The sequence below is a fragment of the Halarchaeum nitratireducens genome (assembly GCF_014647155.1).
GTDB lineage: Archaea > Halobacteriota > Halobacteria > Halobacteriales > Halobacteriaceae > Halarchaeum > Halarchaeum nitratireducens.
Window position 1 is genome coordinate 326,023 of sequence record NZ_BMOQ01000005.1, and the last position, 13,577, is coordinate 339,599.

Annotated in this window: 15 protein-coding genes and 1 tRNA gene; 10 read left to right on the forward strand and 6 right to left on the reverse strand. The window is 67.5% G+C overall.

What is annotated here, in order from left to right:
* Positions 1-4 precede the first annotated feature (4 nt).
* The 3 genes from IEX91_RS10820 (at position 5) to IEX91_RS10830 (ending at position 2,990) form a co-directional block, all read left to right on the forward strand.
* Positions 5-676 carry a 6-hydroxymethylpterin diphosphokinase MptE-like protein gene (locus IEX91_RS10820; RefSeq protein ID WP_188878936.1) on the forward strand — a complete coding sequence of 224 codons (672 nt, stop codon included), beginning with the start codon at positions 5-7 and terminating at the stop codon, positions 674-676.
* Between the two features lie 67 nt (positions 677-743).
* A complete protein-coding gene (locus tag IEX91_RS10825; protein WP_188878937.1) occupies positions 744-1,535 on the forward strand; it encodes an SDR family NAD(P)-dependent oxidoreductase in 792 nt (263 codons plus the stop codon).
* A 45-nt stretch (positions 1,536-1,580) separates the two neighbouring features.
* The gene (locus IEX91_RS10830) at positions 1,581-2,990 is read left to right on the forward strand and encodes a cryptochrome/photolyase family protein (RefSeq protein ID WP_188878938.1); all 1,410 of its coding nucleotides are present in this window, start codon (positions 1,581-1,583) and stop codon (positions 2,988-2,990) included.
* 43 nt (positions 2,991-3,033) lie between these two features.
* On the opposite strand, the gene IEX91_RS10835 is transcribed toward IEX91_RS10830, so the two are convergent.
* A complete protein-coding gene (locus tag IEX91_RS10835; RefSeq protein ID WP_188878939.1) occupies positions 3,034-3,804 on the reverse strand; it encodes an HAD-IIA family hydrolase in 771 nt (256 codons plus the stop codon).
* Between the two features lie 112 nt (positions 3,805-3,916).
* On the opposite strand from IEX91_RS10835, the gene sod reads away from it, so the two are divergent.
* Positions 3,917-4,519 carry a superoxide dismutase gene (gene sod / locus IEX91_RS10840; protein ID WP_188878940.1) on the forward strand — a complete coding sequence of 201 codons (603 nt, stop codon included), beginning with the start codon at positions 3,917-3,919 and terminating at the stop codon, positions 4,517-4,519.
* An 82-nt stretch (positions 4,520-4,601) separates the two neighbouring features.
* Here the strand turns inward: sod and IEX91_RS10845 are convergent, their stop codons facing one another.
* Entirely contained in the window at positions 4,602-5,015 is a 414-nt protein-coding gene (locus IEX91_RS10845) for a DUF7522 family protein (RefSeq protein WP_188878941.1), read from the reverse strand.
* Between the two features lie 100 nt (positions 5,016-5,115).
* On the opposite strand from IEX91_RS10845, the gene IEX91_RS10850 reads away from it, so the two are divergent.
* Complete coding sequence (locus IEX91_RS10850) at positions 5,116-5,394, forward strand: DUF5827 family protein (RefSeq protein WP_188878942.1); 279 nt, start codon at positions 5,116-5,118, stop codon at positions 5,392-5,394.
* A gap of 15 nt (positions 5,395-5,409) precedes the next feature.
* Here IEX91_RS10850 and IEX91_RS10855 read toward each other — a convergent pair whose 3' ends face one another.
* A complete protein-coding gene (locus IEX91_RS10855; RefSeq protein ID WP_188878943.1) occupies positions 5,410-5,991 on the reverse strand; it encodes an MBL fold metallo-hydrolase in 582 nt (193 codons plus the stop codon).
* 47 nt (positions 5,992-6,038) lie between these two features.
* Positions 6,039-6,377, reverse strand: a complete 339-nt coding sequence (locus IEX91_RS10860) for a cupin domain-containing protein (RefSeq protein ID WP_188878944.1) — start codon at positions 6,375-6,377, stop codon at positions 6,039-6,041.
* A gap of 102 nt (positions 6,378-6,479) precedes the next feature.
* On the opposite strand from IEX91_RS10860, the gene thyX reads away from it, so the two are divergent.
* From thyX to IEX91_RS10880, 4 genes are all read left to right on the forward strand, one after another.
* On the forward strand, positions 6,480-7,223 hold the full coding sequence (gene thyX, locus IEX91_RS10865; RefSeq protein WP_188878945.1) for an FAD-dependent thymidylate synthase: 744 nt from the start codon (positions 6,480-6,482) through the stop codon (positions 7,221-7,223).
* A 335-nt stretch (positions 7,224-7,558) separates the two neighbouring features.
* A tRNA-Glu gene (locus IEX91_RS10870) sits at positions 7,559-7,633 on the forward strand.
* A 188-nt stretch (positions 7,634-7,821) separates the two neighbouring features.
* Positions 7,822-8,928: a tyrosine-type recombinase/integrase gene (locus IEX91_RS10875; RefSeq protein WP_188878946.1), complete on the forward strand. Its 1,107-nt coding sequence runs from the start codon at positions 7,822-7,824 to the stop codon at positions 8,926-8,928.
* A 373-nt stretch (positions 8,929-9,301) separates the two neighbouring features.
* The gene (locus IEX91_RS10880) at positions 9,302-9,802 is read left to right on the forward strand and encodes a hypothetical protein (RefSeq protein WP_188878948.1); all 501 of its coding nucleotides are present in this window, start codon (positions 9,302-9,304) and stop codon (positions 9,800-9,802) included.
* 237 nt (positions 9,803-10,039) lie between these two features.
* Here IEX91_RS10880 and IEX91_RS10885 read toward each other — a convergent pair whose 3' ends face one another.
* Positions 10,040-10,438 carry a Fic family protein gene (locus tag IEX91_RS10885; protein WP_188878950.1) on the reverse strand — a complete coding sequence of 133 codons (399 nt, stop codon included), beginning with the start codon at positions 10,436-10,438 and terminating at the stop codon, positions 10,040-10,042.
* Positions 10,439-11,370: 932 nt separating this feature from the next.
* On the opposite strand from IEX91_RS10885, the gene IEX91_RS10890 reads away from it, so the two are divergent.
* Positions 11,371-11,736: a group I truncated hemoglobin gene (locus IEX91_RS10890; protein WP_188878952.1), complete on the forward strand. Its 366-nt coding sequence runs from the start codon at positions 11,371-11,373 to the stop codon at positions 11,734-11,736.
* A gap of 137 nt (positions 11,737-11,873) precedes the next feature.
* Here IEX91_RS10890 and IEX91_RS10895 read toward each other — a convergent pair whose 3' ends face one another.
* Positions 11,874-13,289 carry a PAS domain-containing sensor histidine kinase gene (locus IEX91_RS10895; protein ID WP_188878953.1) on the reverse strand — a complete coding sequence of 472 codons (1,416 nt, stop codon included), beginning with the start codon at positions 13,287-13,289 and terminating at the stop codon, positions 11,874-11,876.
* Positions 13,290-13,577: the final 288 nt, after the last annotated feature.

Below are 13,577 nucleotides of genomic sequence, written 5' to 3' on the forward strand. Positions count from 1 at the left end.
ACCCGTGCAGTTCCACACGTGGGAACCCGCCTACGAGGCGATCCTCCGCGACTTCGGCTACGACCGCGACGGCGACGAGGCCGCGCGTGACGAGCTCGCCGCGCTCGTGAGTGACTTCGACGTCTCGCGCCTCGACGCGACCGGCGAGACGGTCGCCGTCGTCGGCGCCGCGCCCGCGCTCCCGGACGACCTCGACGCCGTCGCGGACGCCGATCGCGTCTTCGCCGCCTCGACCGCCGCGGACGTCCTGCGCGAACGCGGTCTCGCCGTCGACGTCCACGTCACCGACCTCGACAAGAACCCCGAGACGAGCCGCGAGCTCGCCCGCGAGGGGACGCCGGTCGCCGCGCACGCCCACGGCGACAACCGCGACCTCGTGGCCGAGTGGGTGCCGAAACTCGACGGCGCGAACGTCCTCGGCACGACGCAAGCCCGGCCCGTCGACGGCGTCCGGAACTTCGGCGGCTTCACCGACGGCGACCGGGCGGCGTTCCTCGCGGACGCCGTCGGCGCCGAGCGGTTGCGCTTCGCCGGCTGGGACTTCGACGACGCCCCGGACGACGCGAAACGCCGCAAGCTCCGGTGGGCGGCGCGCCTCCTCACGTGGCTGGAGGATCGCCGCGACGAGCGCTATCCGATCCTCGACGGTCACCGGGACCTCGACTGGCTCCCCTGACCGTCGGAACCCGTGACCCTCTCCGCGGTCTCGGGCTTTAACCGCGGGTCGGCGCTTCGACTCGGACGTGAACGAGACCACGGACGCGGTGCGATCGCGGAGCGGTCTGGACGGAAAGACGGCGGTCGTCACGGGCGCGTCGGCGGGGATCGGACGCGCGATCACCGAGGTCTTCGCGGCGGACGGCGCGGACGTCGTCGTCTGCTCGCGTACGCTCGGTGACGTCGAGGCCGTCTCGGACGCGTTCGCGGCCCTCCCGGGCGACGTCGAACCGGTCGAGGCGGACGTAACGGATCGCGACGACGTCGCGGCGCTCGCCGAGGCCACCGAAGGGGCGTTCGGCGGCGTCGACGTCCTCGTGAACAACGCGGGCGGGAACGCCGCGATGGCTCCCACGGGGGAGTACGAACCCGGACTCTGGGACGAGACGATCGGGGTCAACCTCACGGGCGTCTACAACGTCACGCACGCCTTCGCGGACGCGCTGCGCGCGGGCGGACCGAGCGCGGTCGTGAACGTCGCCAGCATGGCCGGCGAGTACGGCGTCGAGAACATGGGCCCGTACGGCGCCGCGAAGGCCGGCGTCATCGCGTTCACGCGATCGCTCGCCCGCGAGTGGGCGGACGCGGACGTCCGCGCGAACGCGGTCTCGCCGGGCTTCATCGCCACGGAGAAGCTCCGTGAGAACTTCGGGCTGGACGCCGAGATCGATCGCGGGAACGCGGACCGGAAGTGGGGGACGCCCGCGGAGGTCGCGGACCTCGTGCGCTTCCTCGCCAGCGACGCGGCCTCGTTCGTCGACGGCCAGTCCGTCCGCATCACGGGGACGCCGAACACGTACGAGGTGCCCGATCGCTGAGCCGAGGACAGTACCGTTATGCCGACGCCGGCCGACTCCCCACCCGTGCAACTGTTCTGGCACCGGCAGGATCTCCGCCTGCACGACAACCGCGGGCTCGCGGCGGCCGCGGACGCCGCCGAGGGCGAGGCGGTCATTCCGGTGTTCGTCTTCGACGACGACGTGCTCGCATACGGGAGCGATCGGCGCGTGGCGTTCATGCTGGAGGCGCTCGCCGAACTGCGCGACGCCTACCGGGCTCGCGGGAGCGACCTGCTCGTGCGCCGCGGCGATCCCTCCGGGGTGCTCCCGGACCTCGCACTCGAACGCGACGTCGACGCGGTCCACTGGAACGCGGACTACTCGGGGTTGGCACAGGAGCGCGACGAGGCGGTCGCGGACGCGCTCTCGGCGGCGGGCGTCGAGACTCACCGGCACCACGACGCGGTGATCCACGAGCCCGGCGACATCCGGACGAACGCGGGCGACCCCTATCAGGTCTACACCTACTTCTGGAAGAAGTGGCGCGATCGGGACAAGCCCGACCCGTTCGACGCGCCGGGGGCCGACTCGCTCGCCGCGGTCGCGGGCGACGACCTCCCCGCGATCGACGCGCTCGGCTTCGACGAACCGGACATCGACCTCCCGCGCGCCGGTCACGACGCCGCGGCGGCGCGCCTCGATCGCTTCTGCGACGCGGACGTCTACGACTACACCGACGGCAGGGAGTACCCCGCGCGCGAGGGGACGGCGCGCGTCTCGCAGGACCTCGCGTACGGGACGCTCGGCCCGCGAGAGGCGTACGCGCGGACCGCCGAGGCGATGACTGGTGCCGACGACGAGGGCGAACGCGAGGGCGTTGATGAGTTCCAAAGCCAGCTCGCGTGGCGCGAGTTCTACGCGCAGGTCCTCTACTTCAACCCCGAGGTGGTCTCGGAGAACTACGACGACTACGAACACCCGATCCCGTGGCGGAACGACGCCGACGAGATCGCGGCGTGGAAGGCGGGCGAGACCGGCTACCCGATCGTCGACGCGGGGATGCGCCAACTGAAACGGGAGGGGTACGTCCACAACCGCGTGCGGATGGTCGTCGCCTCGTTCCTGACGAAGGACCTCCTCACCGACTGGCGCGTCGGCTACGCGCACTTCCGCGAACACCTCGTGGACCACGACACGGCGAACGACAACGGGGGCTGGCAGTGGGCGGCCTCGACGGGGACGGACGCCCAGCCCTACTTCCGGATCTTCAACCCCCAGACGCAGGGCGAGAGGTACGACCCCGACGCGGCGTACATCCGCGACTACGTCCCGGAGCTCGCGGACGTTCCCGCGGCGAAAATCCACGAGTGGCCCGAACTCGACGCCGCGGAACGCACCGACCTCGCGCCCGGCTATCCGGCCCCGATCGTCGATCACGGCGAGCGCCGCGAGGCCGCAATCGAGGCCTTCGAGACCGCGCGCGGCGAGGAGTAGCGCGCCGCGCCACCGGCCTCGGGCGGTCGTCCGCGTCCCGCGCTCAAAGGAGGGACGCGACGTCGCCGAGGTCGTCGACGACGTACGTCGGCTCGATCTCGGAGGCGGCGACGTCCTCGCGCGCCGAGACGCCCGAGCAGACGAGCGCGGTGTCCATCCCCGCGCGCTCGCCCATCAAGACGTCCGTTTCGAGGTTGTCGCCGATCATCAAACAGTTGTGGACGTCCGCGCCGACCTCGGCGGCGGCGAGATCCGCCATCCGCGTCTCCGGCTTCCCCACCACGACCGGCTCTTGGTCCACCATCCCCTCGATCGCGCTCACGAACGCGTTCGCGCCCGGGACGGGACCGTCCTCCTCGGGCGTCGTCCGGTCGCGGTTCGTCGCCACGAACACCGTCCCCGGCCCGAACGCGCGGAGCGTGCCGGTGAGGCGCGCGAAGTCCACGCGGTCGTCGTAGCCGGCCACGACGACGTCCGCCCGTCCCTCCGTCGAGAGCGTCAGACCCGCGTCCTCGATCTCGGCCTCGACGGTGTCCTGCCCCATGACGTGGACGTCCGCGTCCGGGCGGTGCTCGGCGAGGTAGGCGGCGGTCGCCCACGCCGCGGTCACGACGGGTTCGCCCTCGTAGTCGATGCCGATCGCGTCGAGCCGGCTCGTCACCTCGTCGCGGCGGACGCCGGTGTTGTTCGTGAGGAAGACGATCGGGACGGCGGCATCACGGAGCGCGCGCAGGCCCGCGTTCGCGGCGGGGATGGCGCTTCGCCCGCGCCAGACGGTTCCGTCGAGGTCGACGAACGCGGCGGCGTACGACACGTCGTCCGAGTTCGCGGCCCGCCCTCGTAAACCCCACCGTGTCGCGCGCTATCCGCCCCCTCCTCAACCTTTAACAGTACGCCGGCCGGAGTTCCAGTCGAGGAGATTCACCATGACTGATTACGAGCTGCCGGCGCTGCCGTACGAGTACGACGCACTGGAACCATCGATCAGCGAGCAGGTGCTGAACTGGCATCACGACACGCACCATCAGGGATACGTAAACGGGTGGAACGCGGCCGAGGAGACCCTCGAAGAGGCCCGCGAGGAGGGTGACTTCTCGGATTCGGCGGGTGCGATCCGGAACGTGACGCACAACGGCTCCGGGCACGTGCTGCACACGCTGTTCTGGGAGTCGATGAGCCCGAACGGCGGCGACGAGCCCGCCGGCGCGCTCGCCGCGCGCATCCAGGAGGACTTCGGCTCCTACGAGGCGTGGAAGGGCGAGTTCGAGGCGGCGGCGTCCGCGGCCGGTGGCTGGGCGCTCCTCGTCTACGACACGCACAGCAACCAGCTGCGGAACCTCGTCGTGGACAAGCACGACCAGGGTGCGCTCTGGGGCGCCCAGCCGATCCTCGCACTCGACGTCTGGGAGCACTCGTACTACTACGACTACGGTCCGGCCCGCGGCGACTTCATCGACGCGTTCTTCGACGTCGTCGACTGGGAGACGCCCGCCGACCGCTACGAAGAGGCCGTGGCGCGCTTCGAGTAAGTCGCACCAGACGACCGACGAGCCGAGCACCGCGTCGTAGCGATCGTCCGTTTTTCTTTCGAACGCGTCGTGGAGCGACCGCTCAGGCCGGCCGGAGCCGATTGCGTCGCCCGTCCGCGAGCGCGTCGATGGCGTCCGCGAGCGCGCCGTAGTCCCGCCCGCTCGTGCCGTCGAAACTACACAGGACGCCGACGTGATCGTCGAAGACGAGTCGGAACACCTCGAAGCCGTCGTACCCCCGGACGGTGTAACGAAAGGGGGCGGGGTGTACGCGATCGTAGGTGTCGTGCGTGACGAAGGCGTAGCGCTCGTTCTCGACGTAGCGTTCCACGTCCGTGGCCGTCACCCCGTCGGCGACGTCGCTGCGGATGTATCGCGTCTCGTACCCCTCGGTATCGAAGGTCCAACAGCCCCGCAATGCCGCGCCGTACTCCCGGGCGGTTTCGACGAGTGCGTCCCCGTCGCTCGTTCCGTCCGGGCGGTGCTCTACTGCCATCGGCCACACGGTTCCCCGCCGTCGGGTATAACTACTGAGTCCGTTTCGAGCGCCGTGTCCGAGACCGGGCGCTTTTGCCCTCCGCGGCCGTCGTTCGAGTATGCCGCGCCCGAAGAGCGAGTTCGACGCGCTCTACCCCTGTGACTTCTACGCGCCGGCGGAACTGCTCGACGACGACGCGATGTACACCGTCTACGAGATCGCCCGTCTCCTCCAAGACCTCGATCCGGACGCCGAACTGGAGGCCGGGACGGAGGACGTCCTCCTCGATTGGGCGATCCCGTGGGTGCTCTACCACGGCGACGAGCTCGTCGTCGCCGAGCCACCGAGTGACGAGGACCCCGGCTACTACGGGCTGAAGACCGGCGACGACGTCTGAGGCGATGCCCGATGATCAGCGCGCGAATCGGGCCGCGCGGAGCGACGCCGCGACGCCGTCGATCGGGTCGTCGATCGCGGGTCCGTGGCCCGCGTAGAGCGTCTCGACCTCCCCGTCATCGAGTGCGGCCCGGAGGCGCTCGACGCTCTCGACGAGCCGTTCCGCGTCTCCCTCCTCCAGATCCGTGCGGCCGAAGGAGCCCCCGGCGAAGACGAGGTCGCCGACGAAGCCGACGCCGGCCGTGCGAGAGCAAAAAACGAGGTGGTCGTCCCTGTGGCCGGGCGTATGCAGCGCGTCGTACTCGTGGTCGCCGATAGTCACCGATTCGGCGTCCGCGATCCCGTGATCGACGCGTTCGTGCCCGGGATCGAACCCCCACGTCTCGACGCCGAACGCCTCGCGGAGCGCCGGCACGTTCTCGACGTGATCCGAGTGGGTGTGGGTGAGGACGACCGCGTCGAGGCCGTCGACGTGTTCGCGGACGGCGCTCGCGACGTCGTAGTTCGCGCCCGCGTCGATCAGGACCGTGCGCTCGCCGGTGACGAGATACGCGTTCGCCGTGAACGCGCTGACGCCCGCCGAGCAGTTCGTGATCATGCCCGTTCTCGGCGCGCGAGGGTGAAAAGCGCGCGGTCGCGGGGCGCTCAGACCGGCGCGCTGACGAGCACGAGCTTCGAGAAGGAGTCGCGGTTGCGGATGATCCGTTCCTCGTCCGGGCTGATGCGGATCGCCTCCTCGGCGTCGAGGGAAACCGTCCGGTCGCCGAAGTCGACGTCCACGCCGCCCTCGACGACGTAGTAGACCTCCTCGAGGTCGTCGTCGACGTGGTCGTGGCTCATCGTCTCCTCGCCGGCTTCGAGGGCGAGCACGGTGAAGCCGAGGGTCTCCGCGTCGAGGACGTCGCGCATCATCCACATCTCGCCCGCGACGCTGTCCGGGAGCACCGATTCCGCGTCGGCGGCTGTCGCTTTCGTGTACGTCACGTGTCAGTGTGGCGTCGCCGCTCACTTCAACGTGTCCGCCATCGCGGGCGACGCGACCGGCCCCGCGACGCCTTTTTGACGCCCGGTGTCCTCAGCCCACGCATGGACGTTCAGTTGCTGGAGGCGACGCCGAACCCGGAGGAGGTGATCTGCCGCGCCGCGCGAAACGACTATATGAGCGAGTACGGGGCCGAGAAGTCCCTCGAAGCGGTCATGGCGGGAATCGAGGGCGAGACGACCGAAGAGAAACAGCGCACCCTCATCTCGAATCTGATGGCGCACGGCCACTTCGGACCGTTCGAGCACGCCCAGGCCACCTTCCACGTGAAGGAGATGAGCCGGTCCTGTATGGCACAGATCACGCGACACCGACACGTCTCCTTCGACGTGCAGTCGATGCGCTACGTCGCCTTCGACGACGTCGACCCCGCGGACGTCCGCGAGGGCGAACTCGTCGTCACGCCGCCCTCCGCCACCGACCCCGACTGGATCGGCCGCAATCAGAAGGGCGGAGCCGTCGACGAGGAGACGGTCGAGAAGCGCCGCGAGGTGTTCGCGGACTCCGTCGAGCGCGCCGTCGCGGACTACCAGGAACTGCTCGATCTCGGGATGCCCCCGGAGGACGCCCGCTTCGTCCTCCCCATCGGCACGAAGGTCAACGTCGTCATGAGCCTCAACGCCCGCATGCTCATGCACGTCGCGGACATGCGCGCCGCCGCCGACGCCCAGTGGGAGATCCGCGGATTCACCGAGGACCTCCTCGATCGCGCCGCGGAGTGGTGCCCCATCACCTTCGAGGAGTACGAGTCGTCGATGAAGAACCGCAAGAACCGACTCGCGCCCTGAGACGGCTTCGGCCACCGCGGTCCGCGACAGCGATCGATACGCTCTCTCACATCGCGTCGCACGTGCCCCGACCGCGCGGAGTTCCGATCCGTTTCTGCCGCCGCGTCACTCGTCGACCCCGAGGGAATCGTCGGCGTCGAACGGACCCACGTCGTCGGCGCTCGTCGGTGTTCACTACACATACCCGACAAGACGGACCGATCGGACAGTCGTCACGTCCGTGTACCGTGCCGAGGTCCGTGTGATGGGGGTTCCCACGACGGGTCCGGTTCAACGAGTTTTTATACGACCCGCTCCTTCGAATCAATGCAGACGCGTGATGCGTCGGCCACCGTGCTCTGGTGGTGTAGTCCGGCCAATCATCTTGCCCTCTCACGGCAAGGACCAGGGTTCGAATCCCTGCCGGAGCACTCCTTCCCTCCCGCCGTCTTGCGATTCTGGTCTGTGAACAATGAGTGTGATCACCATTGCTCCAGGGCAACGAAGTCAGACGGACTCGGCCACCCCGACGCCGTCTTGCGATTAGTCCGTTTGTCGCACCAATCCGGTTCGAGGGACGCACCAAAAGCGGGGAAACCCGTAGACGGAAGCGGGATCGATGATCGACCTCGACGAGTTCCCGCTCGTCACCCAACCCGCAGACGAGTTCCTCAACCCGCGCCAACGACTCGACTACGAGGCCGAACGCGAATCCTGCATCGAGTGGCTCCTCACCTTCGGGAAAGACCCAGACACGGCCACCGGCTACGCCGAGGGCACCGTCGAACCGCGCTGCTACCGCATGGACCGCTTCTATCGGTACGTCTGGGAGGAACTCGAAGGCGGCTACACCGCCAACGTCACCCACGACCACGCCGACGCGTGGATGACCCACCTCGCAAAGCGCGACGTCGGCGCCACCCACAAGCGCAACTGCCAGAAGTCGATCAAGATGCTGTTCAAGTGGCGACACCACGAACACGGCCTCGGCGAGTGGGACCCAGAGATCACCTTCTCCCCGGACTCCAGTACGAACCCCCACGACTACCTCACCCGCGAGGAGCGCGGGAAAGTCCGCGAAGCCGCCTTAGAGTACGGCGCGATCCCGAACTACAACAACCTCGCGCCGGCCGAACGCGACCGCTGGAAGCAGTACCTCGCCCAGCGATTCGAGAAGCCCAAATCGGACGTCGCCCCCGCCGACTGGGAGCGCGCAAACGGCTGGAAGACCCCCTCGCTCGTCTGGACGAGTCTCGACGCGGGCCTCCGCCCCGTCGAAGTCGAGCGGGCGACAGTTAGCTGGATCGACACCGACAACGAGGTCCTCCGCATCCCGAAGGAGGACAGCTCGAAGAACCGAGATCACTGGGTCGTCGGGCTCTCCTCGCGCACCGCCGAGGCGCTGTCGAAGTGGCTCGACGAGCGCGACGCGTACCCGGCGTACGACGACACGGACGCCGTCTGGCTCACCCGGAACTCCAATCGCTACCAGACCTCGTCGCTCCGCTATCTCCTCCAGCGGCTCTGCGAGATCGCCGACATCGACACGACGCACCGCTCGATGAGCTGGTACGCCATCCGGCACTCCGTCGGCACCTACATGACCCGCGAGGAGGACCTCGCCGCCGCACAAGCCCAACTCCGACACAAGAGCTCCGAGACCACGATGAAGTACGACCGAGCACCCGTCGAGGACCGCCAGGACGCACTGGACCGGATGGGCTAACAAACGGCCTCCTGTGACGGGCGGAGCCGGTTTTACTGCCCGTCCCTCTTCCCGTCGTTGCCATCAGCTAGGTCCAGAGAAGCTCATCACCAGGGAACTATCGATCCGAGCGCACTGATCGCGTCTGAAACCGCGTTAGCGAGCTTGTTTCGATGTTTCCGGCGTAACTCTATTCCGATGCCCATACGCGCGGTGGACCTCTACCTCCGCCTCTCTCTGTAGCATACGAAGACGGACCCTCTCAGCTTCTGTTAACGGTTCCCTGTCTGCATTCTCGTTATCGAGTATGGCTGCCATCGTGGAACCCTGTACGAGACTGCGTTCATCGGCGAAAAGCGTCTCCGTCGAGCGAGCGGGGCTCGGGGTGGTCGCGGTGAGTGATTTCTGGGCGGGCTATCTCTGGGGCCGCGGGAGCGGTGACGGGCCGTCACTCCCACCGGAAATCGCGCTGTTGTTCGGCGGGCTGCTGGTCTTCGTCGGCGTCCTCTACCTCCTCCGCGACGTCTTCAACGCGATTGCCGGTGTGACCCAAGCGCATCCGGTGTTATCTCTTCTCGTCGTCGGCGTTGCGGCCGTCGGTATCGGCGAGCTCGTCGCCGTGAACGAGGATCTGGACGTCGAGGAGAAAGTCTCCGGGATGGGCGCGCTCGTTCTCGTCCTGTTCGGCGTCTTCTGGGTCATCGGCGTCCTGTCCGGCGCGTCGTCGCTCGACAACGCGTCGTGGCCGGTACAGGCCGTGATGATGGTCCTGTCGCTCGTGATCGTCTGCGGGTTCCTGTACATGCTCGTCTCCCTGCTCCGATACCGGTGGCCGAGGAACCAGACCGACGCGGTCAGCACAGTCGAGATATCGCGTCGGCGGTGTCACGGGTAGCGCAGGAAACTCACGGCTGACGCTCCGGGTCGTCGATACACTCTCTCAACGAGAGATCGGTAACGTGCCAGCTGCTGAAGGCGACCTCAGTCGTGCAGCGCGTCGAGGAGGTCTCCGTCCTCCTCGATGAACCGGCGAACCCGCTCGCGGTGACGCTCTCGGTCGGCGTCGTCTGCCTCTGGCTCCAGACTCATGTTGACTACTACTACCACCAGGCGCTTCAGTCTTCCCCTCGCGTCACGGTGTGAGACGATCCTCGTCGATATCGCCCGTTTGCAACCAGTCCGCGAGCTCGGACGGACTGAACCTGCGGATGCGTCGCATCACGCGTTCCGCGCGCTCACCCCGCTCCGCCGGCTCCAGGCCCATCCGGTCGAGGTAGGTCCGCATCGTCAGCCACGCCGTCCGTTTGTTCCCGTCCTCGAAGTAGTGCGACGTCGTGATGTTCCGCAGCAGGAGGGCCGCGGACTGGTACGCCTCGTCGTCAGTGTTCGCTTCGGGGATGTCTCCGAGGAGGCGTTTGAACTTCAGGCGCGGCGCTGCGACGCGAGCTCCGGGATATTTCAGATCCCAGTGGTCGACGACCTCGTCGTGAGTGTCGAGGATGTCACGCGCGGTCGGGAGGTCGCTCGCCATCTACGATGCTATCTCCCCGGCAGGACCTTCTCGGTTGCGGAATGGCGCACCGGCTCCCTCTTTAGTGCTGGGTTCGAGGGGATCCATCGTACCCGTAGCTCGGAATGCGACCGTATCGTTGCGAATCATCCTTCGAACCGGCTTTGTCCGGTGGCCAACGCGCTGGATGCTTTATGTACATGGGAGCACATAGTATCTCTCAGTAGCAGCCCAGACCGCTGATCGAGCGGGCCCGGGGGTGCTCCAGTCGTGCGGTCGCCAGTCGGAAAAGCGAGGCCTCTCACGGCAAGGACCAGGGTTCGAATCCCTGCCGGAGCACTTCTCTCGGTTCGCGAATTCGATAGCGACTCGCTTCGACTCAGCGGCGATTCGCTTCGGCGTCGGTGATTGACACGTAGTTCGTACTCTGTCTCGCACGTCCACACCACTCAGCGATACTCCCGCGTGGCCCGCGTCGTTTCGCCACGCCGTTCCCGATCGATTGCCTGCCGGCGACGCGTCCGTTCGTCGATCGGAGACACGGTCATATCCAGGCCGTAAGGTCATTATGTCCCACGTGGGAAGGTGAACGTGCCCACGGCTAGAGGCGACGACCACCGGACCTCCCCGCGTGGGGAGACAGCCCGGTGGATCGGAAATCTGGCCACGCGATCAGCTCCTCTGGGGGGAGGGCTGACGCACCGTCGGAACGCTGGCCGCGGCCAGTGAACCGGAGCTTTATCTCCGGTTCGGTGGCATTACTGCGGGGATACAGTAAAGGACATCTATCTACTCACGAACACCTTCGTCGGAGCCGCGGCCACGGCTCCCACGAGCGATGTACCGACTCCGTCGCGTCTCGACGACCGTCACGCTGAGTGCGTTTCCGGCCAAAACGTAGGCGAACACGTTCGCCCAAGAGCGGATGCATCACCGGCGACAACGACCGGGTGATGTCTGAGGCCGAATCCATCTACGACGAGATCGGTGGCAAGGACGCCGTCGAGTCCGTCGTCGACGACTTCTACGACCGTGTTCTCGACGATCCGGTTCTCGAACCGTACTTCGAGGACACCGACATGAACGAGCTCTTCGCACACCAGGTACAGTTCGTGAGCGCCGTCGCCGGCGGGCCGGTCGAGTACGACGGCGCGGACATGCAGACCGCGCACGAGGGAATGGGTATCACCGCAGAGGCGTTCGACCGCGTCGCCGACTACCTCGCCGCCGCGATGGCCGAGAACGGCGTGCCCGAGGAGGATATCGATGCGGTCATCGACGAGGTCGCGGCCCTGAAAGACGACGTCGTCGGCCAGTAAGCCGGCGCGTACAGCGTCCGACGTCTATCGGGGAGCGCGCTGGCGTATGAACCCCCGGCAGTCGCGTCGAGTGTGGTCCTTCGAGGGTCATCGAGAGAAGGGGTCGGGGAGGGACTCCGTTTGCGGTGTCACTACCGTCAACGGTCCGGGCGTTCGACGCCGGCGATCTCGAAGCGCGCGCCGCCGGCCGCGCTCTCGGTGATGACGATCTCCCACCCGTGGGCGTCGACGATCTCCTGGACGATCGAGAGCCCGAGGCCGGTGCCGCTTTCGGTACTCGTGTGCCCGCGGTCGAATACCCGTTCGCGCTCGGCCGGGTCGATGCCGGGACCGTCGTCGGCGACGTAGAACCCCGAGCCGTCCGCGAGGTCGCCGACGGTGACCGTCACGTCGCTTCCGCCGTGTTCGACCGCGTTCCGAACGAGGTTGCCGAACAGCTGTCGCAACCGGGCCTCGTCCGCGTCGATCGTTCGCGTCGTCTCGACGTCGAGCGTCGCGTCCGCCGTCTCGACCGTGGACCAACTGTCCGTGGCGACGTCCGCGATGGAGACGGGGTACGTCTCGTCGACCGACTTTCCCTGTCGAGCGAGCGTGAGGACGTTCTCGATGAGCTCTCGCATCCGCTCGTGGGCGCTCCGGACCGTGTCGATGTGGGGGCTGTCGTGCTCGTCGGCGACGAGATCGAGATACCCGCTCGCCACGTTGAGCGGGCTTCGGAGGTCGTGGCTGACGACGTTGGCGAAGTCTTCGAGATCCTCCGTCCGCCGCTCGAGCTCCGCCCTAGCGCGCTCCCGTTCGGTGATGTCCAAGTACGTCGCGAGGCACTCGGTGGACGACTCGCCGTCGAGCGCCGTCGCCGTGAGGAGGAACGTCCGCTCCTCGCCGGCCGCCGTTCGGCGAACGACTTCCCGTCGAACCTGCTCGCCGCGCCGGACGCGTTCGTTTATCTCGCGGGCCTGCTCCCGTCTCGCGTCGTCGACGATGTGCGCGTCGAGCGCCGCCCCCTCCAGCTCGTCGGCCGCGAACCCGAACGTCTCGTCGAACGCCCGGTTGACCTGCTCGACGCGCGGATCCTCGCGGTCGAACGCGATGAGGACGAGCGGGACGGGCACGGCGTTGAGGAGGGACGCGAACCGGTCGCGCTCTCGTTCGAGCCGGTCCCGGTACTCCCGGCGCTCGGTAACGTCCTCGTTGACCGCGACGAACCGGACTATCTCGCCCCCGTCGTCGGCGATGGGGGAGATTGTCTGCTCGACGACGTAGCGCTCTCCGTCCGCGCGCTGATTGACGATCTCGCCCTCCCAGATCTCGCCGCCGAGGATCGTGTCCCAGAGCCGCTCGTAAAACCGCTCGTCGTGGACGCCCGATTGGAGGATGCTGGCGTCGCTTCCGACCGCCTCCGCCGCCGTGTAGCCCGTCTGCTCCTCGAACGCGGGATTGACGTACTCGATCGTCGCCGTCGTGTCCGTCCAGTAAATCGCGTGACCGGTGCTCTCGACGGCCTCTCGGAAAGCCCGCCGACCACGTTCCGGATTCGTGTGCGCGTCTTCCACGAGAACTGCCTCGAACTACGGTCTGTAGTGTGTTAAGCTAACGGCCCATCCTCGAAGCCACGGCGTCAGCACCGCTTCGAGTCGACCGATACGAGCCACACGGTTGACGAGAGGCGGACGCCGCGGAACCCGAACGCGGAGGCGGGATCGGCCCCTCCGGTCTCCGGGAAACGACATCGTGCGTGTTAAGTGTGCTCCGGGGGAACGAAGAGTAGAGTCAGACTGATGCACCAGTCCGCGAGAGCGCGACTGGGAAGGGTCGATGTACGCTCCCGCGTTCACCTGCGG